Source organism: Nocardia sputorum, assembly GCF_027924405.1.
In the GTDB taxonomy this organism is placed as follows: Bacteria; Actinomycetota; Actinomycetes; order Mycobacteriales; family Mycobacteriaceae; genus Nocardia; species Nocardia sputorum.
The window spans coordinates 5,313,571-5,339,405 of the sequence record NZ_AP026978.1 but is presented as its reverse complement, the minus strand read 5'-3'; the positions used below and the strand labels follow the sequence as shown (position 1 = coordinate 5,339,405).

Sequence of the window (25,835 nt, the reverse complement as noted above, 5' to 3'; positions counted from 1 at the left end):
ATCAGCCGATGCGTTTGCGGCTGCGAAAGTGGTGGACAGCTGGCAACCTGGACGGACGGTTGCACGCGGACAAGGAAGTAGGGACCCACGAGATGGCGCGCATCGGAGATGGCGGCGATCTGCTGAAGTGCTCGTTCTGCGGAAAGAGCCAGAAGCAGGTCAAGAAGCTCATTGCGGGACCAGGGGTGTACATCTGCGACGAGTGCATCGATCTCTGCAACGAGATCATCGAGGAGGAACTCGCCGAGTCCAGCGAGGTCAAGCTCGATGAGCTGCCCAAGCCGGCCGAGATCCGGGACTTCCTGGAGAACTATGTCATCGGCCAGGACACCGCCAAACGCACTCTCGCGGTGGCCGTCTACAACCACTACAAGCGCATTCAGGCCGGTGACAAGGGTCGCGACAGCCGCGGCGAGACCGTGGAGCTGGCCAAGTCCAACATCCTGATGCTGGGTCCCACCGGCTGTGGCAAGACCTACCTGGCCCAGACGTTGGCGAAGATGCTGAACGTTCCGTTCGCCATCGCCGACGCCACCGCGCTGACCGAGGCCGGATACGTCGGCGAGGACGTCGAGAACATCCTGCTGAAGCTGATCCAGGCCGCCGACTACGACGTCAAGCGCGCCGAGACCGGCATCATCTACATCGATGAGGTCGACAAGATCGCGCGTAAGAGCGAGAACCCGTCGATCACCCGCGACGTGTCCGGTGAGGGCGTGCAGCAGGCACTGCTGAAGATCCTGGAGGGAACCCAGGCGAGCGTGCCGCCGCAGGGCGGCCGCAAGCATCCGCACCAGGAGTTCATCCAGATCGACACCACCAACGTGCTGTTCATCGTGGCGGGCGCCTTCGCGGGTCTGGAGAAGATCATCTCCGACCGCACCGGCCACCGCGGCATCGGCTTCGGCGCCGAGGTGCGGTCCAAGGCCGAGATCGACACGACCGATCACTTCGCGGATGTCATGCCCGAGGACCTGATCAAGTTCGGCCTGATCCCCGAGTTCATCGGCCGTCTGCCCGTCGTGGCCTCGGTGACGAATCTGGACAAGGAATCGCTGGTCAAGATCCTGTCCGAGCCGAAGAACGCGCTGGTCAAGCAGTACGTCCGGTTGTTCGAGATGGACGGGGTCGACCTCGAGTTCACCGATGACGCGCTGGAGGCCGTCGCCGACCAGGCGATTCTGCGCGGCACCGGCGCGCGCGGCTTGCGGGCGATCATGGAAGAGGTCCTGCAGCCCGCGATGTACGACATCCCCAGCCGCGACGACGTCGCGAAGGTGGTCGTGAACGCGGACACGGTCAACGACAATGTGCTGCCCACCATCGTGCCGCGCAAGCCGCAGCGTTCGGAGCGCCGGGAGAAGTCGGCGTAATACGGGTGTGGCGACCCCTCCTCGGGGGTACTCCTGCGTGAGGGTTGAGCAAACAGCCTAGTTCCGGCGGCACTCTGGTCCGGAGCGCATTGGTATCCGCAAGCGATCCGTCCGGAGATTCGCTGCGGGCGACAGGACCGAGGTCCGCATGTCGGCAGGCTTGGCCAACCCCACGTACGTTCTCAACGCTGCTCGCAATGCCGATCACCCCGCCGAGCGGCTCAAGATCTCCGTTACCGCCCCGAGCGATCTGGTCACGCTATGCGCGCTCGCGGGGGAGGTCGACCACTACACCGTCGAGGTGTTCCGCCGCAGGGTGATCGGCTCGCTGGGCACGGCGGCGCCCCTGGTGGTCCTCGACCTGTCCAAAGTGACGTTCTTCGGCGTCGCCGGGCTGCATGTCCTGGTGGACGCGCGGTCCGTGCTGACGCAGACCGGGCGCAGGCTGCGCCTGGTCACCGGCACGCGGTGTGTGGACCGGTTGCTGCAACTGTCCGATGATCTCGGGCGCTTCGAGACCAGGACGAGCCTCGCCGACGCCGTACTCGACGTAGCTTGACGCGCGCCGCCGGTCGTTACGATCGGATCATGTTCGCCAACCGGCGCTTGGAGCGCAAGGTCGACGCGTTGCACGTCAAGCTCGATCTCATCATGGCCCAGTTGGGCATCGAGGCCCCTGCGGTCGCACGTCCGCCTGCGGTGCCGCACGTCCCGCGGGGCGACGGCATGGTCGAGGTCGACGCACTCCTGAGGCAGGGCAAGAAGATTCACGCGATCAAGCGGTATCGCGAGCTGACGGGGTGCGGGCTGAAAGAGGCCAAGGACGCGGTCGAGCGGCGATACCCGTAGTAATAGGTCCGCCGCTTCGCACCGCCCATCGCGGGGGTGCGAGCAGTCGCCCCGCGACGTGACAAAATCTCTGCTGCGTTTACCGAGCGATATCTAGCTGTGCGCGCCCTGCACCATCGGGGCGTGCAGATCCAGCGAGAGGCCGGTGTCCGCACCGGTGCGGATGTTCTCCGAGGAGCGTTCCGGCAAGGGGTCGTGCCCGGTGGGGTCGGGCAGGCTCCGCACCTGCTCGGTGGCGTAGCTGATGGCGCGTCCGTACCGCGCGCTCGCCGCGTCGTGGATGAGCAGCGCGACGCCGATCATCACGGGGGCGACCCCGTGCACGGCGGCGTCGAACCACCGCCCGGCACTCACGTACGGGTAGGTGTTCAATCCCACGGTGAGCGCGAGCAAGGCGACCTCGGCCGCCGCCACTTGGCTGCGGTTGTCCAGCACGCCCCACTCGGTGACCTTGTTCGTGCCGATCATGATGATGATCAGCGACACGCTGATCATCGCTTCGAGCAGGTAGCTGAACCAGTACAGCGGATCGGTCGGTCCGCCCGGCGCGATGTTGTGCTGGACGTTGACCGCCGACCACAGCATCCCGGCGGCCACCACGCCCGCCAGCGCGCCCAGCGACCAGGAGCGGTGCCGGTACAGCGACGCCAGCCTGGCATGCGGGCTGGACGCGCGCCGCTGCGCGGCGATGGCCTTGCGCGCCAGCAGCAGGTCTCGGATCTCGGCCTTCTCGATGGCCTCCGCGGTGTGCCGCGACCGGTCGGAGGCCGAGGCGGACGCCTCGGCCTGCTTCCAGCGCTGGTCGCGATCCTGGGTCCGGATGCGTTCGGCCAGTTCGCGTTCCGCGAGCAGTTCCTCCTCCGACAGCGCGCCGGTCAGTGCCGGGTCGAACTGGTAGGCGAGACGGCCGCGAGCCTTCTCGACTCGTCTCGCCAGCCGTGCGACGTCATCGTCCGGGGTCTGTTCGTCGAGCATGCGGCTCCAAACGGTTGAGCGGAGGGGAACTCGAGAAACCGAAGACGCCGGCACGGCCCGCCGAGCGGCGAAATCCGCCACGGCAGTTCGCCGACCGCGATACGGCCAGCCGACGTCAACACCTCATATTCTTAGTGCATTCCGGGCCGGAGCGACAGTCCGGAGTGGCCGCGGCGCTGAAAGACCAGGTCGGCCTGAACGTTTCCGCAGCGCCACGGCCCTTTTCACGCCCAGGGCACCCGGCACGAATCGGTGCTGAAGCCCTGCGCGGTGATCCCGAGCGCCGAATTGAACCGCGCGCGTGAGTTTTCCAGTGCGATGTGATAACTGAGTTCCACGACACCGGCACGGCCGAAGCGCCGCTCCAGGTCGGCGACCTGCTCGTCGGTGACCGCGGTCGGCGTGGCCGTCATCGCGTCGGCGTAGGCGATGGCGGCGCGCTCGTCCTCGGAGTAGAGCGGCGAGGTCGCGTAGTCCGCGATGTGCTCGAGCCGTGCGACGTCCAGCTCACCCAGGCGCATGAGCATGGCGCCGAAGTCGACGCACCAGGAACAGCCGATGGTCCACGCCGTGCGATAAACCGCGATCTCGCGGATGACGGCGGGCAGGGCGGTGCTGGCTTTGTCGACCATGGTCTCGTGGATCGCGCCGGCCCGCAGCAGTCCCGGATGGTTGGCGGTGACGGCGAAGGGCTCCGGCACTTCGCGGAAGCGGCGCTTGGCCAGCCGGTAGAGCAGCTTGGTCGTCGGTCCGGCCTGCTGCGGGGTGACGGCGGCGATACGGGTGGCGCCCATGTCGATCTCCTTCGATCAGCGGATCTGGTTCCTACTTCTCGGACGAGAGACCGTGCCGGAATGTGATGGGGCCGCGATGTGACGTGGCGCACCCGGCCCCCGCGCGCGCTACTCGGGCTCGACCCGCATGTCCTCCTGGCTCCAGTAGGCGCGCATCCCGGTGATCCGGCCTTCCTCGTCGAACTCCATCACGTCGATCGGCGACAGGACGAAGCGCTGTCCGCCGACCTTGGTGACGATGGTGAACGGGAACGCGGCCTGATTGCCCGCGATCCTGACGTCCTCGGGCCGCAGCTCGGTCTCCCGCTCCAGCGCGGCGATCACCTCGTAGAACTCGCGGATGGCGGCGTGGCCCCGCTTGGGTGGGGTGCCGACCGGGTCCTCCACGACCGCGTCGGGCGCGTACAGCTCGACGATGTCCTCGGTCGGGCCCGAGCCCACCAGCTTGACGTACTGCTCGACCACGTCGCGGATCTGCTTGGCCATCGAGTCTCCTCCGAAGTGAAACGTGTTCTAATTCGTAGCCTAGCAAGGTCGCGAGCCCGATTCGATCCCCTCCGCTTCGTCCAGCACGACGATCCGGACTCCGGTGGCAAGCAGCGTGGTGGCCGACAGTCCGAACAGGGTGCGAAAGGCGTCGCTGAAGTGGGACGGGCTGGCGAACCCCGCGTGCGCCGACGCCACGGTGAGGTTCGCGCCCTCGGCGACCGCGCGTGCGGCGCCGAGCATCCTGGCCCAGAGCCGGTACCGCCGGAAGGAGGTCCCCGCCTGTGCGGCGAACAGGTGCAGGAAGCGCGACTCCGACAGGTGCGCGGCCGCGGCGAACCGGTCGGCGGGGATGTCCCGTGCCGGATCGGCCAGCGGGGCCGCCATCGCCTCCGCCACTCGGTGGTCCGGCGCGGTGACCGGCGCCGTTCCGGCGAGTCCGGCCAACGCGCACGGATCGGGACGCGCTTGCGTCGCCTCGGCGGCCAGTGCGGCATCCGCCCGGTGCCCCAGTCCGAATTCGTTGTGCCACCGCGTCATCCGCTCGCGGCATGCCCGCGCGCCGCGCGAGCCCGGATCCAGATAGCAGAACAGCATCCGGTCGCCGCCCGCGACCAGCCGGTGCATCCGGCGCGGCGGGATCAGCGCGCTGCCAAGGACGTGCGCGTCGCCGCCGGACTCGAGCGTGAACGGGGCGTCCACCCCCACGGCGAGGCAGTCGACCGCGGTCGAATGCGCGTTCAGGCGCAGTGATGGCCCGCGATAGATCGCCTGCCCGGCCCACAGCCACAGAACCGCGGACGAGGGCGTGCTCGGCGGAGTGCTCGGCGCCATGCCGCCATGCTGTCACGGCTGTGCGCGGCGTGCTGTCGCTCTGTCGTCGCGGGATCGGGCGCCGTCCGGAGTGGTCGACCGGATCCGGGCTCGGGGGATCGCCGTTGATCCCCCTGGTTCGCCGTTGAACCATGACCCGCGTCGGATGTCTGCTGATTCTGTCGGGAATCGCGCGCCCCGCGTTACCTCGGTTCGTTTCGTCCGTTTCGCCCGGCGGAGGTCGGCCGTGCGTCGCTTCCGACGGCGTGGATCAGGGAGATTCCTCGCTATTTCCGCTGCTCGCGCCCCGGTGTGTCGAGCTTGCGCACCCGGTGCCGTGCTGTTTACTCGGTCCGGTCAACCAGACGTTCGAGTGACGAGTGGAAGCGGAGGAGACATGGCACTGCCTACCATGACCGCAGAGCAGCGTACCGAGGCCTTGGCCAAGGCGGCTGCGGTCCGCAAGGCACGCTCCGAACTGATCGGCAAGGTGAAGGCGGGCAAGGTCTCGGTCGCGGACCTGCTGAAGAAGGCCGACTCCGACGAGCTGGTCAAGAAGACCAAGGTGGCTGCGGTGATCAAGGCGCTGCCCGGTGTCGGGCCGGTGAAGGCCGCCAAGCTGATGGATCAGGCGGAGATCCCCGAGGACCGCCGCATCGGTGGTTTGGGCGCGCGTCAGCGCGCGGCACTGCTCGATGCGCTGAAGGACTGAGGGCGGGGAATTCGGCGAACGCGGCGTCATCCGCGGACGCACCGGATCACGCCCGTGGTGATCTCCCACGGGCGTCCCGGGCTCGCCGGTCGGCGGCGGCGCGCGGACGGCGGCGCGGGAAACGCAGGGTGACCGGCTGCGGATCCGACAGCGGCAGGTCGCCGCGTGGCGGTAGGAAGACGCAGACCGCTCCACCGGCCACGAGCAGGAACGCCGCGATCAGGCTGGCCGTGAGGCTCGCCGCGCCGAGTCCGGCGGGCCGGTGCAGGACGTGGTACAGGAAATGCGGGACCCCGAAGGTCAGCCAGCCGATGCCCGCGAGGCGGGCCGCCGTGGTCCGGTCGACCACCAGCGCGGCGATCGTCACCGCGGTCAGCGCCAGGAAGAAGGATCCGACGTCGGCCGCCAGGTGGTGGTTGTACGGGCCGTCGGCCGCCACCCACCGGATGCCGAACCCCGGAAAACTGGTGTACCAGGACTGCGGCGCGAGGGTGGCCCAGAGGCCCACGATCGCTCCTTGCGCCGCCAGGACGGCCAGCACGATCCGCGTGAGCAAGAGGCGGCGGTGCTGCTGGAATCGCATCCGTACCCGCAGGCCCTCGGAGTTCCCCTCCAGCGAGATCCGCATCGGCCACTCCGTTCTCGCCGAACCCGTTTCGGCTCCCGTGCAGTCACGGTAAAACGGGTATCCGGCGCGGGCAATAGTGAGTCAGGCCAACAAGGAGGCTTCCGGATCGCTGTTGATCCGTTCGGGGGCGCTGTAGATGTTCATGGTGTCGCCGCGGAGGAATCCGACCAGGGTGAGCCCGGCGTCAACGGCGAGGTCGACCGCCAGCGAACTGGGCGCCGAGACCGCGCCGAGCATCGGGATCCCCGCCATGACGGCTTTCTGCACCAGTTCGAACGATGCGCGCCCGCTGACGATCAGCACGAGATCGCGGGCGGGAACGCGGGTTTCGCGCAGCGCCCAGCCGATCACCTTGTCGACGGCGTTGTGCCTGCCGATGTCCTCCCGAACGGCCAGCGGTCGGCCTCCGGGGGTGAACAGGCCAGCGGCATGCAGGCCGCCGGTGGCGTCGAAGACGGACTGGCGGTCGCGCAGCCGGTCCGGCATGGCGGCCAGGACGCTGGTGTCCACTGCGGGGCCGCCCGGTGACAGGGGGAACCGGGTGCGGGTGCGGACCTCGTCCAGAGCGGTCTTGCCGCACAGCCCGCAGGCTCCGGTGGTGAGGAAGGATCGGGTCCGCACCGGGACGGGGGTGCGCAGGGTGAGGTCGAGGACGTTGTAGGTGTTGCGGCCCTGCTCGTCGGTGCCCGCGCAGTAACGCGCCGCCACGATGTCCTCGGCGGAGCCGATGATGCCTTCGCTCAGCAGGAATCCGTGCACCAGATCGATGTCGTTGCCAGGGGTGCGCATGGTGACCGTCAGCGACTGCCCGCCGACGCGGATTTCCAGCGGCTCCTCGACGGCGAGGGTGTCCGGGCGCTGGATGTCCGCGCCGGGAGTGATCCGGCGCATCCGGCGGCGAGCGGTGACGCGACTCATGCGCTGTACCCCTCGCCCTGCGTGGTCACGCTGCGCTGCCTCCTCCGGGCCTGACCGCTCATGCTGTGTCCGATTCCGGCATGGGCGGGGCCCTGCGTGGTTACGCTGCGCTGCCGCCTCCGGGCCTGACCGCTCATGCCGGTGCAGCCTCGAGACGGATGGTGACTGCCTTGGAGACGGGTGTGTTCGAGCGTTTCGCGACATGGTCCAGCGGCACGAGGGGATTGGTTTCGGGATAGTAGGCGGCGGCGTTGCCGCGTGGGGTGGGGTAGGAGACCAGGCGGAAGCCCTCGACGCGGCGTTCGGTGCCGTCGGTCCATTCGGACACGAGGTCGACCAGATCGCCGTCGTGGAAGCCGAACGCGGTGATGTCGTCGGGGTGGACCAGCACTACTTTGCGGCCGTTGTGGATGCCGCGGTAGCGGTCGTCGAGACCGTAGATGGTGGTGTTGTACTGGTCGTGGCTGCGCAGCGTTTGCAGGATCAGCCTGCCCGCGGGGACCGGCAGCCAGCTCATCTCGTTGACCGCGAAGTTGGCTTTGCCGGTGGCGGTGCGGAATTCGCGGGCGTCGCGAGGCGGGTGAGGAAGCTGGAAGCCGTTGCGCGCGCGCACTTTGGTGTTGTAGTCGGCGCAGCCGGGCACGACGCGAGCAATGGCGTCGCGGATGTGGTCGTAGTCGCGGGCGAAGCGCGCCCACGGCACCGGGTGCCCGGGACCGAAGAGCGCCTGGGCGAGTTCGCAGACGATGGCGACTTCGCTGCGCAGCTGGTCGCTGACCGGTTTCAGCCGTCCGGTGGACAGGTGCACCATCGACATCGAGTCCTCCACGGAGACCTGCTGTTTGCCGCCGTCGGGGGCGAGGTCGAGGTCGGTGCGGCCGAGCGTCGGCAGGATGAGCGCGGTGCGACCGTGCACGACGTGGCTGCGATTGAGTTTGGTGGAGACCTGCACGGTCAGCGCACAGCCGCGCAGCGCGGCTTCGGTCACGCCGGTATCCGGAGTGGCGGAGACGAAGTTGCCGCCCATGCCGAAGAAGACCTTCGCGCGTCCGTCGCGCATGGCGCGGATGGCCGCGACGGTGTCGAAGCCGTGCTCGCGAGGGCTGGTGATGCCGAACTCGCGGTCGAGGGCGTCGAGGAAAGCGGCGGGCATCTTCTCCCAGATGCCCATGGTGCGGTCGCCCTGCACGTTGGAGTGCCCACGTACGGGGCACACCCCCGCGCCCGGCTTGCCGATCATGCCGCGCAAGAGCAGCAGGTTGGTGGCCTCCTCGATGGTGGCCACCGCATGCGCCTGCTGAGTCAAGCCCATCGCCCAGCACACGATGATGTTGCTCGCGCCGGCGAACACCCGCGCGGTGTGCTCGAGTTCGGTCCGGCTCAAACCGGTGGCCTCTTCGGCGGTGGCGAGATCGACCGCGCGCACGTGCTTTTCGTACTCCGCGTAGCCGGCGCAGTGGGCATCGACGAACGCCCGGTCGACCACCGTGCCGGGCGCGCGATCCTCGGCTTCCAGCAGCAGCCGGCCCAGCACTTGGAACAGGGCCATATCGCCGCCGAGGCGGATCTGCAGGAAATCGTCGGCGATCGGCACACCGGTGGTGACGCCTTTGACCGTCTGCGGATCCCGGAACCCCAACAGCCCGGTCTCCGGCAGCGGGTTGATCGCGACGACGCGTGCGCCCGCGGCCTTGGCCGCGGCGAGCGCGCTGAGCATCCGTGGATGGTTGGTGCCCGGATTCTGTCCCGCGACCACGATCAGGTCGGCCTTGGCGAAGTCGTCGATGGAGACCGACCCCTTGCCGATTCCGATCGAGCTCGACAGCGCCGTGCCGGAGGACTCGTGACACATGTTGGAGCAGTCCGGCAGGTTGTTGGTGCCGTAGCTGCGCACCACCAGCTGGTAGAGGAACGCGGTCTCGTTGCTGGTGCGGCCGGAGGTGTAGAACACCGCCTCGTCGGGTGAGTCCAGTCCGCGCAGGGTGTCCGCGATCAGGTGGTAGGCGTCGTCCCAGGCGATGGGGCGGTAGTGGGTGTCGCCGGGCCGCAGCACCATGGGGTGGGTCAGCCGGCCCTGCTGACCGAGCCAATAGCCGGACTTCTCGCTCAGCTCCGCCACGGAGTGTGCGGCGAAGAACTCCGGAGTCACCGTGCGCAGCGTGGCTTCTTCGGCGACGGCCTTCGCGCCGTTCTCGCAGAACTCGGCGGGCCTGCGATGGCCGGTCGGCTCCGGCCACGCGCAGCCGGGGCAGTCGAAGCCGTGCACCTGATTGACCCGCGCCAAGGTGCGGGCGGTGCGCACGACGCCCATTTCCTCGATCGAGCGCTTCAGCGCCACCGCCACGGCGGTGACGCCCGCGGCCTGCTCTTCGGGCGGGGTCACCGTCAGCTCGGACTCGTCGATGTCGCGGCTCGGTCCGTTTCGGTGCATGCCGCCATTGTCCTCTCCGCGCGGTCCGAACCGGGCGGGGACCGGCCGACCGGGCGTCAGCACCGCTCGCGTGGGGCCGTGCGGTGCCCAGGGTTGCCGTGCTCGGGCGGGGCGATGTGGGCCGCGCCGTGGTCGCCCGAGACATCGCGACCGCGCGGGAGGGAATGCCCCCCACCGCATTCCGATCGGGCGGTGCGTACTGCGGCCGTGCTTTGTGCATGTGGCATCGGGCCGGTGCGTGCGGCCCGCGCTCTGCGTATGTCGCACCGATCCGGGCGAACGACGCTGTCTGTGGATGCCGGACCGGGTGACCGATACCGCGCTTGCGTCGGTGGAGGAATCCGGCCGTCAGGATCGGCGGCGCGCTGCCGCGATATCTGCCGCGCCCGTGCGCTGCTCGTCGCCGCGGTAGGTGAGGACCCGCTCGCTGATGCGGACGCGCCAGCCCGGCGGGAGCTCGGTCGGCGACGTGCTGATCCTGGTCCACTGATCGGTGCCGGGACCGGCGATGAAGGTGCCCGAGGTGGCGGCGGCGTCCCGGACGTACACCTTGCCGCCGTCGACCGACACATACGCGTGGACGCGCGAGACGTGGCGGTCGCGCTGGATGACGATCGGCGCGGCGGTGGCGGCGCGCACCGATTCGTCCACTTGCGGCCCGCGCCCGATGACGTAGGCGCGGTTCAACGGGTAGGCCGCGCCGTCCTCGGTGACCAGCGCACCGGCCGCCGCGTCGCCGGACGGCGCCGCCGGGCGCGCGGCTCGCGTCGCACCGTTCTCGGGAACTTCGCGCGGAGCGACCGGTTCGTGCGCGGGCTGTACCTGGGACCAGGCGAGCGGGCGATCGGTGACGTGCCGGGGCGGACGTGGTTTGGCCAGGAGACGAGCCGAGTCGGGCGGGCGGGCGACCGGGGCGGAGTCGGTCGGCCGAGCGACCGGGGCCGAGTCGGTCGGGCGGGCGACCGGCTTCGGCTGGACGACGGCCTCGGCGGCGCCGGTCGGTTCGGGCATCGCGGCGAAACCGGCCGCCGCTGTGGGTTCTGGTTCGCCCTGTGCCGCGGGCTCGGAGGTGCGCGGCTCGACGGTCTTCCCGGCGCGCCGCACCGCGGCGTGCATGACGAAACCGCCGCCGGGGACCACGCCCGCCCGCAGATCCGTGCGGGGGAGCGCGGTCGGCGGCGTCCCCGTGTCCGCGCCGATCGTGATGCGGCGCACCGGTTCGCGCACGATCTCGTCGACCCAGGTGAACGCGCGCCCGCCGTCGAGGCGGCGGGTGCCCTCCGCACCTTGGATCTCGGCGGTCACCGGTCCGCGCAACAGAATCAGCAAGCCGTCGTCGGTCGGCGCGACCACGCCGAACGGCGGCGGTTGGACCGTGCTGCCGAAGATCACCGCGGCCAAGCGCTGGGCGAGCGCGGCGCCGGGATGCTCTCCTTCGGCCACGGCTTCGATGGTGCCGAGTATCCGGTCCGTGGAGGTCGTTTCGGCTCCGAGGTAGGCGACGACCGCACCGAAGCGAGCGACGAGCCCGTCGCCCGGTGCGACACCCACGGTGGACGGTTTCCTGCGCACCCGCGCCCTCCTTCCCGGCGCACTACCGGCATTCCGAAGCCAGCATAGAGCGTCGGCGACAACCGAACCGGGGTCTGCGAGCATCGCGAAGCGGAATGCCGGAACCCTCCGGCGCACCGTCCGGTCCCCGAATCACGCTCGGGCGCGCGTCTTCTCACGAGCGGTTGCTTCCACTATCACCAACGCTGTGAGCTGCACGTTGTGGTGTTTTCCGCAGTCGGCGACGGTCATGCTCGTCGTCTCCTGCTATGTCATAAGTCACAGTTCGAGGTTTGCGGACACTACCGGCGCTCAGGGTGAGTGGTTCGCCGGCCCCGGACCCCGGACGGTGGACCCGGATCAGCCCAACTCTCTGGTGGGCCGACGGCTCCGCGTCAGCGAGATCGCAGTGGTCGCGCGGGCTGCGATCCGGTGGCGCATGCAGCACAACCGAGTTGCGGGGCAGGTACGCCCGGGGATGACACTGCGGCGACAGGGGTGTGCCGGAAGTCGCGACGGCGTCCTGGCGGGTCGTTGCGGAACCAGCGGCCGGATCGGTTCTCGGTCCGTGTCTCGGTATCCCGCATGTTTCGCACCCCCGACCTGCGCCGGTCACCCGAACGCCGTTCGTCCCTGGTTATGCTCGGCCCATGAGCGCAGCAGCCGTCAGCCGCCGGGCCCGCCCGGCCAAAGCTCCGCTGAGTCGCGAGGTGATCGTCGAGACCGGTCTGCGCATTCTGGATCGCGACGGCGCGGCGGCGCTGACCATGCGCCGGGTGGCGCAGGACTTGGACACCGGCGCCGCCTCGCTGTACGTGTACGTCGCCAATCGCGACGACCTGATGGCCGCCATGCTCGACCATGTCCTCGGCGGCGTCCCGGAGCCGGGTGGGGCGAACTGGCGGGAGCGGCTCACCGCACTGGCCGACACCATGGTGGCGGCGATGAGCAAGCACGAGGGGCTGGCGCTCGTCGCGCTCGGTGTGATCCCGAGCAGTCCCAACGCGGTGCGGTTGGTGGAATTCATGCTCGGCGCGCTCATCGAGGCGGGGTTGGACGAGCGCACCGCGTCGTGGGCGGTGGACCTGCTCTATCTGCACATCACGGCCGCGGCGGCGGAGCAGAGCGCGCACGACACCGGCGGCGGCAGCGAACAGGAGTATCTCGCCGCGATGGAGCGGCGCTTCGCCGAACTGCCCGCCGACCGCTATCCGACCGTCGTGGCCATGCGGCAGGCTCTGCTGTCGGGTGACGGCGACGCACGCGCGGCATGGGCGGTGCGAGTGCTGATCAACGGCATCCTAGCCACCCCGGCGGAGTGAAATTCGGTGGTCCGCGTCGGGCGCGCCGTTGCACAATGGGCCGGTGATCCGGCCCGCGACAAGCGAAGACCTGCCCGTGCTGCAAGAGATCGAACGCGCGGCGGGCAAGCCGTTCGCGGAACTCGGCATGACGGCCGTAGCCGACGACGAACCGCCTTCGAAGGCGACGCTGCGCGAGTTCCTGCAGGCCGGGCGCGCCTGGGTATGGAGCGACGCCGACCCGCCGATCGGCTACCTGATCGTGGGCGTGGTCGACGGAAACGCCCATATCGAGCAGGTTTCGGTGCATCCGGACCACGCCCGCCGCCGGATCGGCAAACGCTTGCTCGACCAGGCCGCCCGATGGGCCGCCACCGCGAACCTGCCCGCGATGACGTTGACCACCTTTACCGAGGTGCCGTGGAACGGCCCGTATTACCAGCGGCTCGGCTTCCGGTACCTGGCGGCGGACGAGGAGACGCCGGGGCTGATCGCGTTGCGTGCCGCCGAACGGGCCCACGGCCTCGACCGCTGGCCGCGCGCGTGCATGCGCGCGGACCTGTCCGAGTGGTCGATGGACTGAACCCGCGGTGCGGTCAGGCGAAGGCGCGCGCGGCCGCGGCCGCCGCGGCGGCGCGATCCTCGGCGACCAAGCCGATGCGCGTGCGCCGGTCCAGCAGGTCTCCGGCCTCGAGCGCGCCCTCGTGCGACACCGCGAACGCGAATTCCGCACCTAGTACGTCCATTCCGGGTGCGACCGGCTCGGCGAGCGCCGGATCGCGCCGCGCCGCGGCCAGTACGTCGGCCGCCTCACTGCCGTAACGCTCGATCAGCACGGGCGGGGCGTCGATGCGGTCGCGTGCCGCGCCGGAGACCGCGCCCGCCAGTGGCAGCCGCCGGGTGCGGCACGGCCCCGCGGCGAGACCGCCGTGCGTGACCGCGGCGTCGATCACGTCCTCGGCCATCTTCCGGTACGTGGTGAGCTTGCCCCCGACGATGGTGACGACTCCGGTCGGGGAACGCAGCACCGCGTGCTGCCGGGAGATGTCCGCCGTGCTGTCGTCGGCGGTCTGCAGCAGTGGGCGCAATCCGGCGTACGACCCGCGAATGTCGCTGCGGGTCAACGGCTCTCGCAGGGCGGGATTGATCGTGTCGAGCAGGAAATCGATTTCGCTCCCGGTGGGCTCGGGCTCGTCGGGCACCGGGCCGGGCGCGTCCTCGTCGGTCAAGCCCAGGTAGACCCGGCCGTGCGCGGCGGGGAAGGCGAACACGAAACGGCCGATGCTGCCGGGCACCGGGACGGTGAGCGCCGCGCTGAGGCCGCCGAAGGACTCGGCCGAGAACACCAGATGTGTGCCCCGGCTCGGGCGCAGCCGGATGCTCGGGTCCACCTGATCGGCCCAGACGCCGGTGGCGTTCACCACGGTGCGCGGTCGCACCGTGAGGGTCTCGCCGGTGCGGGTGTCGCGCAGGGTCGCCGACTGCCCGGTCACCTCGCGCGCTTCGACGCGGGTCAGAACCCGCGCGCCGTGCGCCGCGGCCGTGCGCGCCAGCGCGACGACCAGGCGTGCGTCGTCGACCAGTTGCCCGTCCCATGCCTGCAGGCCGCCGCGCAGGCCCGCGCGCCGCACGGTCGGCGCGAGCCGTACGGCTTCCGCGGCGGCGACGCGCCGGGACCGGGGCAGCAGCGCGGCGGGTGTGCCCGCGCCGCGCCGGAGTAGATCGCCCGCCAGGAAACCGGCGCGCACCAGAGCGGCTTGCGTTGTGCCGACATTCGGCAGCAGCGGCACCAGCTGAGGCAGCGGGCGCACCAGATGCGGCGCCGTGGTGCGCAGCAGCATGCCGCGTTCCACCGCGCTCTCGTGGGCGATGCCCACCCGGCCGCTCGCCAGATACCGGAGGCCGCCGTGCACCAGCTTGGAGCTCCAGCGGCTGGTGCCGAACGCCAGGTCGTGGCGTTCCACCAGCACGGTCCGCAGTCCGCGGGCGGCGGCGTCCAGTGCGGCTCCGGCGCCGGTGACGCCGCCGCCGATCACCAGGACGTCGATCTCGGCGCCGTCGCCGAGCCGCGACAAATCCGTGGCGCGGCGCGCGGCGTTCAACGCGGAGTCTCCGGTACGCATTGGCTCAGTGCTCATCACATGCCTTTCGGATGCAGCGGGAACGCCGCGAGCTGGTACTCATCACGATTGCGCTCGGGCCGCGTCTTCGGCCGTTTCGTGAGCGCGATCGTCGAGGTAGCCGTCGATCGCGCGACGGAGTTCGGCGTCGAGGTGCTCGCCCGCCAGCAGCGGTGCGACGGTGCCCGCCGACTGCACCGCGGACTGGGCGATCAGCAGCAGCATGGTGGCCATCCGCTCCGGATGGCCCGCGCGGATGGAGCCGTCCCGCTGGCCGTCTCGGATGCCCGCCGCGAACAGTTCGATCAGCGCGCGCTGGTTGCGCCCGAGCCTGCCGAAGACGTAGGTGAGCATCAGATCGGTGTCGGTGCGGAAGATCTTGCCGAACAACGGATTCGTCCGGACCGTCGCCGCCCCGGCGACCACGCCCTCCACCAACCTGGTGCGTGCGCTGCCCGCCGACGGCATGGTCGCCGCCACGATCCCGCGCAGCTCGCGCACCAGCAACTCCGCTACCAGCGCGCCGGTGTCCGGCCAGCGACGGTAGACCGTCGGCCTGCTGACGCCCGCCCGCCGCGCCACCTCGGTGAGTGTGGTGCGGCGTACGCCGAACTCCTCCACGCAGGCGCGGGCGGCGTCGAGAATCGCCAGGTCGGTCGCCGAGAGGTGCTCGGCGGAGGTGTCGGGAGCGGTCAAAGCGTCACCACCGGGGTCGAGCGGCCGACGGCGGAGCGTCGGCCAGGAAGAATTTGTCCAGTTGTTCGTTACTGCTTGACAGTCTATGTCAAACTGTAACGCATGGTGGACACGCAGCAGCACACCGACGGCGATCCGGCCCGGTCGGCGAAGACCGGCCCGGGCGACTCGGCGGCGAGCATGGTCTGGGATGCCTGGGGCGTCGCGGCTGCTCACCAGCCACTTTCGGAACGGATCCGCGGTCTGCTGACGCAGGTGTTCGGGGTCTCCGGCAACCCGGTGGCGCGCCGCGACGAGGGCGACGTGCCACTGCGCGAATCGGCGTTGACGCCCGAGCGGCGCGCCGGGCTGGTCGAGGTGGTCGGCCCCGGCAACGTGTCGGCCGACCACCGCGATCGGCTGCGGCACGCCGGCGGGAAGAGCACGCCCGATCTGCTGCGCCGCCGGGCCGAGGGGCCGCAGGACGCGCCGGACGCCGTCGTCTTCCCGGCCGATCACGACGAGGTCCTCGCCGTGCTCGGCTACTGCGCGCGGCACGCCGTCGCGGTGGTCCCGTTCGGCGGCGGCACCAGTGTGGTCGGCGGCGTCGATCCCGTGCGCGGACGCTTCGACACCGTGATCGCCCTTGATCTGCGCAGATTGGCCGGGTTGACCGAGGTCGATCCGGTCAGCGGCACCGCCACCCTGGGCGCGGGCGTGACCGGTCCGCGCGCGGAGGAACTGCTCGGCGCGCACGGGCTGTCCCTCGGTCATTTCCCGCAGAGTTTCGAGTTCGCCACCCTCGGCGGCTTCGCGGCGACGCGGTCGTCCGGCCAGGCCTCGGCGGGCTACGGCCGTTTCGACGACATGGTGCAGCGGCTGAAGATCGCCACCCCCAGCGGCACGCTCGAACTCGGGCGCGCGCCCGCCTCGGCGGCGGGACCGGACCTGCGCGAGTTGTTCGTCGGATCAGAGGGCACGCTCGGCGTGATCACCGAGGTCACGCTGCGGGTGCATCCGGTTCCGGAAACTGTCGCCTACCAAGCTTGGGCGTTCCCCGATTTCGCGACCGGCGCCGCCGCGTTGCGCGCGGTCGTGCAGGCGGGCGCGGCGCCCACTGTGCTCCGCTTGTCCGACGAGGCGGAGACCGGGATCAATCTCGCCCGCTCCGGCGATATCGGCGGCAACCCCGTGGCCGGATGCCTGGCCATCACCACCTACGAGGGCAGCTCGGCGCATGTCGCCGCACGCAGCGCCGAAGCGGCCGCCGTGCTGGCCGCCGCGGGTGGCGCGTCCTTGGGGGAGACACCGGCCCGGGAATGGGAGCACGGTCGTTTCGCCGCCCCGTACCTGCGCGACGCGCTGCTGGACGTGGGCGTGCTCTGCGAAACGCTGGAGACCGCCACCACCTGGTCGAATCTGAGCGCGCTGAAGGCGGGGGTCACCGCGGCACTGACCGATTCGCTCGGTGCGCAGGGCACTCCGCCCCTGGTCATGTGCCACATCTCGCACACCTATCCGACCGGCGCGTCGCTGTACTTCACCGTCGTCGCCAAGCAGCTCGACGACCCGCTGGCCCAGTGGCAGGCCGCCAAGCGCGCCGCGGGCGACGCCATCGTCGCCAGCGGCGGCACCATCACCCACCACCACGCGGTGGGCACCGATCATCGTCCGTGGGTGCCGGACGAAGTGGGCGATCTAGGCGTGCGCGTGCTGCGTGCGGTGAAGGCCGAACTCGACCCGGCGGGCATCCTGAATCCCGGAAAGCTGGTGCCGTGAACAACTATTCGCCGGTGCGCAAGATCACCGTGGTGACCAATCCGCGGTCCGGGCACGGCAGGGGAGGTGACGCGGCGAGCGTCGCGATCGCCCGCTTCCGCGCGGGCGGCGCGGAGGTCACGGAGGTATGCGCTCCCTCGGCCGCCGAAACAGTTCGGCAGGTGCGGGATTTGATCGCGGGCGGCGCGAGACCCGATGCCGTGGTCTGCGTCGGCGGCGACGGCCTGATCAACGTGACCCTCCCCGCCGTCGCCGAGACCGGCGTGGCGCTCGGCATGATTCCCGCCGGTACCGGCAACGATCTGGCCAGGGAACTCGGCGTGCCGACCGACGATCCGCAGGCCGCCGCCTCGCTGGTGTTGCGTGGGCGGACCAGGACGATCGACCTCGGCCGCATCGAGTCCTCCGACCCGCCGATGTGGTTCGCCACGGTGGCGGGCACCGGATTCGACGCGCGGGTCACCCTGCGCGCCAACGAGATGCGCTGGCCGAAGGGCAGACTGCGCTACACCGTCGCCGCGCTGGCCGAGATATCCGGGCGCTTCACCGTGCCCTACCGGGTCGAGCTGGTGGACGCGGTGACCGACGGGCTGACCAACCCGGGCGCGGGCGCGCAGCTGGTGACCGAGGCGGTCATGGTCGCGGTTGGCAACACCCGCACCTACGGCGGCGGCATGCTGATCTGCCCGGACGCGCTGATGGACGACGGACTGCTCGACCTGACCGTGGTGGGCGCGTTGTCGCGCGGGGAGATGCTGCGCCTGCTGCCCGCGCTGTCGGCGGGCAAACGGCAGAATCACCCGGAGGTCAAGCAGTTCCGCGCCGCGGCCGTCACGCTCACCGCGGCCGGCGCGCCCGCCACCGCCGACGGTGAACCGGCGGGCACGCTGCCGATCACGATCCGGGCGGTGCCCGCGGCATTGACCGTCCTGGTGCCCTGACCGCGGCGGCGTCCGGTCAGGCGAACGTCACGCACTGCAGGTGATTCACGGCCGCGCGGTCGACGATGACCACCGATCGGGACGCGCGGCCGACCGGGCGGCGCTGCGTCGCCACGGTGCGCATCAGCCGCCGCCAGCTTCGCACGTGCAGCCGGAAGACCACGTGGTTGATCCGCCGTCCGCGGCTGTGCTGGCCCGCGCGGGCCACCGCCGCGGGCACGTCCAACATGAGCAGGTGCAGTTCGCGATCCGCCGCCCAGCGCGCGATCAGAGCGCGTGCCCAACCGAAGGTGGCGCAGTCGTGGATGACGACCGGGCCGCTGACCTCCCGCAACGCGGCGCGAATGGCCTGGAAGTGCGCGACGTGCACCAGCGGGCGCCACAGCAGGTAGGGCAGCCACCACAGCTTGGGCCGCCAGCGATTACGCGCCTGCATCGAGTCGAGCACCAGCACTCCGGCGGCACTGCGCGACGGCGTGGTGGCCGCCGCGTCGGCGCCGAAGAACTTACGCAGCGCGGTGCTCTTGCCCGCGCCGGGAACGCCCGCGACGACCAGGGCCGCCGCGGCGGGATACCGGATCTCCGCGATCGTCTGACCGCGCAGATCGTGCAGCGTCTCCGGGACCAGCACCGGCAGCCGGGGTTCGGGGGCGTATGCCTCCAGCGGGGGGTTCACCTCTCCCAGCGTCCGCAGCCGACGCGTGTTCGGCAACCGGGAAAACCCTGGTTTTTCTTGGGGATTCACCGGGGGAGGAGCGCTTGGGGTATTCACCCTTTCCAGGGTCCGGAAAATTCACGTTTTGGCAATAACGGACATTTCAGACACAAGTGGTTCAGGCGCGTTTCCGGCCCGCCGACCGCGCGCGAAGATGCATTCGTTCACCCTGCGACCCGAATAGGCTCAGGATTTCCACCGGACCCCGGCCCGCGCTGCCGAACCAATGCGGTTGGCGGGTGTCGAATTCCGCGGCCTCGCCCGGGCCGAGCACCAGATCGTGCTCGCCGAGTACCAGCCGCAGTCGTCCGGACAACACGTAGAGCCACTCGAAACCCTCGTGCACCTTGGGGTCGGGTTCGCCGCGCTCGGGTGGGATGATGATCTTGAACGCCTGCAGCGGACCCGGCTGCCGGGTCAGCGGAACGATGGTGAGCCCGTTCATCTTCCGCGCCGTCGTGTGGACCCGCGGATCGGCGATCGCGGGGGCGGCCACCAATTCGTCCAACGGCACCTGGTGGGCCATCGCGATCGGCAGCAGCAGTTCCAGGCTGGCTTTGCGCTGACCGGACTCGAGCCGCGACAGCGTGCTCTTGGAGATCCCGGTGCTTTCGGCCAGCGCGGTGAGCGTGACATTGCGGCGGGTGCGCAGCGCTTTGAGTCGTGGCCCGATATCGGCGAGGGCCTGGGCGACAGCCGGTGGTGCAGACATGTCACCAGTGCACCGCGCTTTCCCGATTTTGGCAACATTTGTTGCTGAATCGCCGGAACTGACGGCACTGTGTCGATGGAGGTGATCGCGGATGAGCGAAACATACGACGTGGTGATCGTGGGCGGCGGAGCGGCGGGATTGTCCGGTGCGCTGGTCCTGGCCCGGGCGCGGCGGCGCGTCGCGGTGGTCAGGGGCGGCGCACCGCGCAACGCGCCCGCCGAGCACATGCACGGGTTCCTGTCCCGGGACGGGATGCCACCGGCGCAACTGCTGGCGAGCGGAGCCGCCGAGGCCGTGAGCTACGGCGCGGAGATGATCGACGACGTCGTCGTCGGCGCCGAGCGGACGGGGGAGGCCGACCACACGCTGCGGCTCGGTGGCGGCGGGACGCTGCGGGCTCGTCGCGTGCTCGTGGCCACCGGGCTGCGCGACGAACTGCCGGAGCTGCCCGGAGTGGCCGAGCGGTGGGGCCGTGACGTGCTGCACTGCCCGTACTGCCACGGCTACGAGGTCCGGGACCAGCCGATCGGCGTGCTCGGCGGGCCGGAGCCCGGCGCCCTGGCCCGTGCGGTGCACCTGGCGCTGTTGCTGCCCCAGTGGTCGGACGACGTCGTCTTCTTCTCGAACACGATGACCCTGTCCGACGACGACCGGGCCCACTTGGACGCGCGCGGCGTCCGGGTGGTCGAGGGCGAGGTCGCCCGGTTCGTGGTGGACGACCGGCTGCGCGGTGTGGAACTGGCCGACGGGCGGGCCGTGCCGAGGACCGCCATGTTCGTCGCGCCGACTTTCCGTGCCAACGACGAAGTGCTGGTCGCGCTCGGCTGCGCGTTCGACGCAGGCGGCTGGGTGGCGACGGACGCCACCGGACGCACCAGCGTGCCGGGTGTGTGGGCCGCGGGCAACGTCAGCAATCCGGCAGCTCAGGTCATTTCCGCCGCGGGAGCGGGCTCCGCCGCGGCGATCGCGATCAACGGCGACTTGGTGGCGGCCGAGGTCGCCGTGCTCGCCCGTTGAGCGGAATATCCGGGGTCCGAAATGCCGGAAGCTGAGAATTGCTTATGGATTCCGAGCCCGGTCCCGGATCGCCGGTAAGCTACTGACATGGGCGGAGTGTTCGGTGTCCCTCATCCACCGAAGACTCCGCCTCTTTTTGTCTTCATCGCGGAATACCCTCCGCTTCGGCGCCCGGCGGGCGGATTTTCCTCGCCATTCCGCGCGGCGTCGACCGGCGGATCCGCCGGACACCGGCGACCGGGGTCGACCGACCCGAGGTCGGCGGATCGGCGGGCTCTAGAATCGCGGGGTGACCAGCGCAGCCCCTGACAACACGCGTAATCGTGCCGATGCCCTCCCCAAGAGCTGGACTCCCGGCGAGGTGGAGGCCGAGATGTACGAGCGCTGGGTAGCCGCGGGCTATTTCACCGCCGATCCGGGCAGTGGCAAGCCGGCCTATTCGATCGTGCTGCCGCCGCCGAACGTCACCGGCACGCTGCACATGGGCCACGCGCTCGACCACACCTTGATGGACACGCTCTCGCGCCGCAAGCGCATGCAGGGCTACGAGGTGCTCTGGCTGCCCGGCATGGACCACGCGGGCATCGCCACCCAGACCGTGGTGGAGAAGCAGCTGGCGGTGGACGGCAAGACGAAGGAAGATTTCGGCCGCGAACTGTTCGTGCAGAAGGTGTGGGACTGGAAGCGGGAATCCGGCGGCGCCATCCAATGGCAGATGCGCGCGCTCGGCGACGGCGTCGACTGGAGCCGGGACCGCTTCACGATGGACGAGGGCCTGTCGCGCGCCGTGCAGACCATGTTCAAGCGGCTCTACGACGCGGGCCTGATCTACCGCGCCGAGCGGCTGGTGAACTGGTCGCCGGAGCTGCGCACCGCGATCTCCGACATCGAGGTGAAGTACGAGGACGTGGAAGGCGAGCTGGTCTCGCTGCGCTACGGCTCGCTCGCCGACGACGAACCGCACGTCGTGGTGGCCACCACCCGGGTGGAGACCATGCTCGGCGACACGGCCGTGGCCGTGCATCCGGAGGACCCGCGTTACCGGGCCTTGATCGGCACCACCTTGGAGCATCCGATCACCGGGCGGCAGATCCCGATCATCGCCGACGACTACGTCGATCCCGAATTCGGCTCGGGCGCGGTGAAGATCACCCCGGCGCACGACCCGAACGACTTCGAGATGGGTCTGCGGCACGGGCTCCCGATGCCGACCATCATGGACGAGCGTGGCCGGATCACCGGCACCGGAACCGAATTCGACGGCATGGACCGTTTCGAGGCGCGCGTCAAGGTGCGCGAACGGCTCGCGCGGGAGGGCAGGGTGGTCGCCGAGAAGCGCCCGTACCTGCACAGCGTCGGCCACTCCGAGCGCACCGGCGAGCCGATCGAGCCGCGGCTGTCCATGCAGTGGTGGGTGAAGGTCGAGTCGCTGGCCAAGGCCGCCGGTGACGCCGTCCGCAACGGCGACACCGTGATCCACCCCAAGAGTCAGGAACCGCGCTGGTTCGGCTGGGTCGACGACATGCACGACTGGTGCATCTCGCGCCAGCTGTGGTGGGGCCACCGCATCCCCATCTGGTACGGCCCCGAGGGCGAAGTGGTGTGCGTCGGGCCCGACGAGCAGGCGCCCGAAGGCTGGGTGCAGGACCCGGATGTGCTGGACACCTGGTTCTCCTCCGGCCTGTGGCCGTTCTCCACGATGGGCTGGCCGCACGCCACCGCCGAACTCGAGAAGTTCTATCCCACCAGCGTGCTCGTCACCGGCTACGACATCCTGTTCTTCTGGGTGGCGCGGATGATGATGTTCGGCACCTACGTGGCCGAGGACGCCGCGCTGACCGCGGGCAAGGGCGGCGAGCGCCAGGTGCCGTTCAAGGACGTCTTCCTGCACGGCCTGATCCGCGACCAGTTCGGCAAGAAGATGTCCAAGTCGCGCGGCAACGGCATCGACCCGCTGGATTGGATCAACGCCTTCGGCGCCGACGCGACCCGGTTCACCCTCGCGCGCGGCGCGCAGCCCGGCGGTGACCTCTCGGTCGGCGAGCCGCACGTGCTCGCCTCGCGCAGCTTCGTGACCAAGCTGTTCAACGCGACCAAATTCGCGCTGATGAACGGCGCGCGGGTGGGCGACCTGCCCGACCGCGCGCAGCTCACCGACGCCGACCGCTGGATCCTGGACCGGCTGGACGCGGTGCGCGCCGAAGCCGACGCCGCGTTCGACGCCTACGAGTTCGGCAAGGCCTGCGAGGCGCTCTACCACTTCGCCTGGGACGAGCTGTGCGACTGGTACCTGGAACTGGCCAAGGTGCAGTTCGCCGCCGACGGCGCCCGCGCCGAGGCGACCCAGCTCGTGCTCGGCTCCGTGCTCGATGCCGTGCTGCGCCTGCTGCATCCGGTCATCCCGTTCGTCACCGAGGCGTTGTGGCAGGCGCTGACCGGCGGCGAGTCGGTGGTGGTCGCGCCGTGGCCGCAGGCATCCGGTGTGCCCGCGGATCAGGAAGGCGCGCAACGTATTTCCGATACGCAGCGGTTGATCACGGAGATCCGGCGGTTCCGCAGCGACCAGGGCCTGGCGGACAAGCAGAAGGTCGCGGCCAAGCTGATCGGCCTGGACGCGGCCGGACTCGGCGAGCAGGCGGCGTCGGTGGCGAACCTGGCGCGGCTCACCGAGCCGGGGGCCGAGTTCGCCGCCACCGCGTCGGTGGAGGTCCGCCTGAGCACCGGAACGGTCACCGTGGAGCTGGACACCTCGGGCGCGGTCGACCTGGACGCCGAACGCCGCAGGCTGGAGAAGGACCTGGCCGCCGCGCAGAAGGAGCTCCAGGGCACCGCCGCCAAGCTCGGCAACGAGGCGTTCCTGGCCAAGGCGCCCGAGCACGTGGTGGACAAGATCCGCGGCAGGCAGCAGATCGCCTCCGACGAGGTGGCGCGGATCGGGGCGCGGCTGGCGGAGTTGAGCGGCAAGTGAACCACGAGCCGGAACCGCAATACGGCGACGACGAGCGCCGTGGCGGCGCGCGGCTCGGCTCCGGCCCCTCGCCGGTGGAGCTGGCGGAGATGGCGCTGGTCGAGGCGGAACTCGACCGGCGCTGGCCGGAGACCAAGATCGAGCCCTCGCTCACCCGGATCGCCACGCTGATGGATCTGCTCGGCTCGCCGCAGCAGAGCTACCCGGCGATCCACATCGCGGGCACCAACGGCAAGACCTCGGTGACCAGGATGATCGACGCGCTGCTCACCGCGCTGCATCGGCGTACCGGCCGGATCACCAGTCCGCATCTGCAACTGGCCACCGAGCGGATCAGCATCGACAACGCGCCGATCACGCCCGCGCGGTACGTGGAGATCTACCGCGAGCTGCTGCCGTACGTCGAGATGATCGACAAGCAGTCGGCGGCCGCGGGAGGTCCCGCGATGAGCAAGTTCGAGGTGCTCACCGGCATGGCGTTCGCCGCCTTCGCCGAGGCGCCGGTCGACGTGGCGGTCGTCGAGACGGGATTGGGCGGCACCTGGGACGCCACGAACGTGGTCGACGGGCAGGTCGCGGTGATCACGCCGATCGGCTTGGACCACACCGAGTACCTCGGCCCGGACCTCACCTCGATCGCGGGCGAGAAGGCCGGGATCATCAAACGCGCCCCGGCGGGCCTGGTGCCGCGCGACAACGTCGCGGTGATCGCGCAGCAGGAACCGGAGGCGATGGAGGTGCTGCTGCGCCGCGCCGTCGAGATGGACGCCGCGGTCGCGCGCGAGGGCTCGGAGTTCCGCGTGCTCGCCCGGCAGATCGCGGTGGGCGGGCAGCAACTCGAGTTGCAGGGCCTCGGCGGGGTGTACGACGAGATCTTCCTGCCGTTGCACGGCGAGCACCAAGCGCGCAACGCGGTGCTCGCGCTCGCGGCGGTGGAGGCGTTCTTCGGCGCGGGCGCGCAACGCAAGCTCGACATGGACGCCGTGCGCGCCGGTTTCGCGAGCGTCACCAGCCCTGGGCGGCTGGAGCGCATGCGCAGCGCGCCCACCATCTTCATCGACGCCGCGCACAATCCGGCCGGTGCGCAGGCGCTGGCCGCGACGCTGACCGACGAGTTCGACTTCCGCAAACTGGTCGGAGTGGTCGCGGTGCTCGGTGACAAGGACGCCGCCGGCATCCTCACCGCGCTGGAGCCGGTGCTGGACGAGATCGTCGTCACCAGCAACGGTTCGCCCCGCGCGCTGGACGTGGAGACGCTCGCCGACCTCGCGGTCCAGCGGTTCGGTGACGAGCGCGTGGTCTCCGCCGCCACGCTGCCCGACGCGCTGGAGACCGCGATCGCGATCGCCGAAGAGGTGGGCGAGGCGGGCGAGATGGTCTCCGGAGCCGGAGTGATCGTGACAGGGTCGGTGGTCACGGCGGGCGCGGCCCGCGCGCTGTTCGGGAAGGACCCGGCGTGAGCGCCGGGTGCGCGGACGGCAGCCTATCCGGCCACGGCGGGCCCGTGGACGCCGAGAAGCACCGCAGGAACGCCGGACACTTCGTGAGCCCGGCCGACGCCGAGGAGGGCACAGCATGAGCGGTCAGGCCTGGAGGCGGAAGCGCAGCGTGACCACGCAGGGCCCCGCTCATGCCGACAACAAATCCAGCATGAGCGAACCGGCCGACCGAGACGAGCAGGCGGTGCCCGCCCCCGCGACCGACCCGTGGAAGGGGTTCCGCGGGGTGATGGCGGGGACGCTGGTGCTGGAGGCGATCGTGGTGCTGCTGGCCCTGCCGGTGGTGGCGGACGTCGGCGGCGGGGTGACCTGGTTTTCGGGCACCTATCTCGTGGTCCTCGCGGTGGTGATGTTCCTGGGGGCCGGGTTGCAGCGGCGGTCCTGGGCATTGCCGTTCAATCTCGGCCTGCAAGTGCTTGTCCTGCTCGGCGCGTTCATCCACCTGTCCATCGGCGTGATCGGCGTGGTGTTCGGCGTGGTCTGGGGCTTCATCCTGGTGCTGCGAGCCGACGTGCGCGGCCGGATGGAGAAGGGCCTGCTGCCCAGCCAGCGCATCCAGCGGTCGTAGCCGGAGGGC

General features: G+C 70.2%; 24 protein-coding genes. 12 read left to right on the top strand and 12 right to left on the bottom strand.

All coding sequences use genetic code 11. The features are described from left to right. Positions 1–92: 92 nt before the first annotated feature. The 3 genes from clpX to QMG86_RS24190 all read left to right on the top strand — a co-directional run bounded on the left by clpX (position 93) and on the right by QMG86_RS24190 (position 2,222). Complete coding sequence (gene clpX, locus QMG86_RS24200) at positions 93–1,373, top strand: ATP-dependent Clp protease ATP-binding subunit ClpX (RefSeq protein WP_281881112.1); 1,281 nt, start codon at positions 93–95, stop codon at positions 1,371–1,373. Between the two features lie 148 nt (positions 1,374–1,521). Then, the gene (locus QMG86_RS24195) at positions 1,522–1,932 is read left to right on the top strand and encodes an STAS domain-containing protein (RefSeq protein WP_281874964.1); all 411 of its coding nucleotides are present in this window, start codon (positions 1,522–1,524) and stop codon (positions 1,930–1,932) included. 29 nt (positions 1,933–1,961) lie between these two features. Further along, positions 1,962–2,222 carry a ribosomal protein bL12 gene (locus tag QMG86_RS24190; RefSeq protein WP_281874963.1) on the top strand — a complete coding sequence of 87 codons (261 nt, stop codon included), beginning with the start codon at positions 1,962–1,964 and terminating at the stop codon, positions 2,220–2,222. Between the two features lie 93 nt (positions 2,223–2,315). On the opposite strand, the gene QMG86_RS24185 is transcribed toward QMG86_RS24190, so the two are convergent. The 4 genes from QMG86_RS24185 to QMG86_RS24170 form a co-directional block, all read right to left on the bottom strand. Beyond that, positions 2,316–3,197, bottom strand: coding sequence for a hypothetical protein (locus QMG86_RS24185; RefSeq protein WP_281874962.1), 882 nt, complete (start codon positions 3,195–3,197; stop codon positions 2,316–2,318). Between the two features lie 224 nt (positions 3,198–3,421). Beyond that, positions 3,422–3,991 carry a carboxymuconolactone decarboxylase family protein gene (locus QMG86_RS24180; protein ID WP_281874961.1) on the bottom strand — a complete coding sequence of 190 codons (570 nt, stop codon included), beginning with the start codon at positions 3,989–3,991 and terminating at the stop codon, positions 3,422–3,424. Between the two features lie 108 nt (positions 3,992–4,099). Further along, the gene (locus QMG86_RS24175; protein WP_281874960.1) at positions 4,100–4,477 is read right to left on the bottom strand and encodes a nuclear transport factor 2 family protein; all 378 of its coding nucleotides are present in this window, start codon (positions 4,475–4,477) and stop codon (positions 4,100–4,102) included. A 39-nt stretch (positions 4,478–4,516) separates the two neighbouring features. Beyond that, positions 4,517–5,311 carry an AraC family transcriptional regulator gene (locus tag QMG86_RS24170; protein WP_281874959.1) on the bottom strand — a complete coding sequence of 265 codons (795 nt, stop codon included), beginning with the start codon at positions 5,309–5,311 and terminating at the stop codon, positions 4,517–4,519. Positions 5,312–5,687: 376 nt separating this feature from the next. On the opposite strand from QMG86_RS24170, the gene mihF reads away from it, so the two are divergent. Further along, positions 5,688–6,002, top strand: coding sequence for an integration host factor, actinobacterial type (mihF, locus tag QMG86_RS24165; RefSeq protein WP_029895202.1), 315 nt, complete (start codon positions 5,688–5,690; stop codon positions 6,000–6,002). 46 nt (positions 6,003–6,048) lie between these two features. On the opposite strand, the gene QMG86_RS24160 is transcribed toward mihF, so the two are convergent. From QMG86_RS24160 to QMG86_RS24145, 4 genes are all read right to left on the bottom strand, one after another. Then, positions 6,049–6,630 carry a hypothetical protein gene (locus QMG86_RS24160; protein WP_281874956.1) on the bottom strand — a complete coding sequence of 194 codons (582 nt, stop codon included), beginning with the start codon at positions 6,628–6,630 and terminating at the stop codon, positions 6,049–6,051. Between the two features lie 81 nt (positions 6,631–6,711). Next, a complete protein-coding gene (fdhD, locus tag QMG86_RS24155; protein ID WP_281874955.1) occupies positions 6,712–7,548 on the bottom strand; it encodes a formate dehydrogenase accessory sulfurtransferase FdhD in 837 nt (278 codons plus the stop codon). Between the two features lie 133 nt (positions 7,549–7,681). Beyond that, a complete protein-coding gene (locus tag QMG86_RS24150; RefSeq protein ID WP_281874954.1) occupies positions 7,682–9,979 on the bottom strand; it encodes an FdhF/YdeP family oxidoreductase in 2,298 nt (765 codons plus the stop codon). 348 nt (positions 9,980–10,327) lie between these two features. After that, the gene (locus tag QMG86_RS24145; protein WP_281874953.1) at positions 10,328–11,551 is read right to left on the bottom strand and encodes an FHA domain-containing protein; all 1,224 of its coding nucleotides are present in this window, start codon (positions 11,549–11,551) and stop codon (positions 10,328–10,330) included. A gap of 629 nt (positions 11,552–12,180) precedes the next feature. Between QMG86_RS24145 and QMG86_RS24140 the strand changes: the two genes are divergently transcribed. Together QMG86_RS24140 and QMG86_RS24135 are read left to right on the top strand one after the other, a co-directional pair. After that, on the top strand, positions 12,181–12,852 hold the full coding sequence (locus QMG86_RS24140; RefSeq protein WP_281874952.1) for a TetR/AcrR family transcriptional regulator: 672 nt from the start codon (positions 12,181–12,183) through the stop codon (positions 12,850–12,852). A 43-nt stretch (positions 12,853–12,895) separates the two neighbouring features. Next, positions 12,896–13,414, top strand: coding sequence for a GNAT family N-acetyltransferase (locus QMG86_RS24135; protein WP_281874951.1), 519 nt, complete (start codon positions 12,896–12,898; stop codon positions 13,412–13,414). A gap of 13 nt (positions 13,415–13,427) precedes the next feature. On the opposite strand, the gene QMG86_RS24130 is transcribed toward QMG86_RS24135, so the two are convergent. Both QMG86_RS24130 and QMG86_RS24125 read right to left on the bottom strand, forming a co-directional pair. Next, positions 13,428–14,969 (bottom strand): glycerol-3-phosphate dehydrogenase/oxidase, encoded by a 1,542-nt coding sequence (locus QMG86_RS24130; protein ID WP_281874950.1) that lies wholly within the window; start codon positions 14,967–14,969, stop codon positions 13,428–13,430. Positions 14,970–15,014: 45 nt separating this feature from the next. Continuing rightward, positions 15,015–15,647 (bottom strand): TetR/AcrR family transcriptional regulator, encoded by a 633-nt coding sequence (locus tag QMG86_RS24125; protein ID WP_281874949.1) that lies wholly within the window; start codon positions 15,645–15,647, stop codon positions 15,015–15,017. Between the two features lie 180 nt (positions 15,648–15,827). On the opposite strand from QMG86_RS24125, the gene QMG86_RS24120 reads away from it, so the two are divergent. Next, positions 15,828–17,405 (top strand): FAD-binding oxidoreductase, encoded by a 1,578-nt coding sequence (locus QMG86_RS24120; protein WP_281881111.1) that lies wholly within the window; start codon positions 15,828–15,830, stop codon positions 17,403–17,405. Further along, positions 17,402–18,346 (top strand): diacylglycerol kinase, encoded by a 945-nt coding sequence (locus QMG86_RS24115; RefSeq protein WP_434085500.1) that lies wholly within the window; start codon positions 17,402–17,404, stop codon positions 18,344–18,346. The genes QMG86_RS24120 and QMG86_RS24115 overlap by 4 nt, the downstream gene beginning before the upstream one ends. A 16-nt stretch (positions 18,347–18,362) precedes the next feature. On the opposite strand, the gene QMG86_RS24110 is transcribed toward QMG86_RS24115, so the two are convergent. Together QMG86_RS24110 and QMG86_RS24105 are read right to left on the bottom strand one after the other, a co-directional pair. Then, entirely contained in the window at positions 18,363–19,022 is a 660-nt protein-coding gene (locus QMG86_RS24110; RefSeq protein WP_281874948.1) for a hypothetical protein, read from the bottom strand. Positions 19,023–19,179: 157 nt separating this feature from the next. Beyond that, entirely contained in the window at positions 19,180–19,773 is a 594-nt protein-coding gene (locus QMG86_RS24105) for a helix-turn-helix domain-containing protein (protein WP_281874947.1), read from the bottom strand. Between the two features lie 91 nt (positions 19,774–19,864). On the opposite strand from QMG86_RS24105, the gene QMG86_RS24100 reads away from it, so the two are divergent. The 4 genes from QMG86_RS24100 (at position 19,865) to QMG86_RS24085 (ending at position 25,826) form a co-directional block, all read left to right on the top strand. After that, positions 19,865–20,791: an NAD(P)/FAD-dependent oxidoreductase gene (locus tag QMG86_RS24100; protein ID WP_281874946.1), complete on the top strand. Its 927-nt coding sequence runs from the start codon at positions 19,865–19,867 to the stop codon at positions 20,789–20,791. A gap of 289 nt (positions 20,792–21,080) precedes the next feature. After that, positions 21,081–23,759, top strand: coding sequence for a valine--tRNA ligase (locus tag QMG86_RS24095; protein WP_281874945.1), 2,679 nt, complete (start codon positions 21,081–21,083; stop codon positions 23,757–23,759). A gap of 89 nt (positions 23,760–23,848) precedes the next feature. Beyond that, positions 23,849–25,219 (top strand): bifunctional tetrahydrofolate synthase/dihydrofolate synthase, encoded by a 1,371-nt coding sequence (folC, locus tag QMG86_RS24090; protein ID WP_281881108.1) that lies wholly within the window; start codon positions 23,849–23,851, stop codon positions 25,217–25,219. Between the two features lie 190 nt (positions 25,220–25,409). Then, positions 25,410–25,826, top strand: coding sequence for a DUF4233 domain-containing protein (locus QMG86_RS24085; RefSeq protein WP_281881106.1), 417 nt, complete (start codon positions 25,410–25,412; stop codon positions 25,824–25,826). The last annotated feature ends 9 nt before the right edge of the window (positions 25,827–25,835 follow it).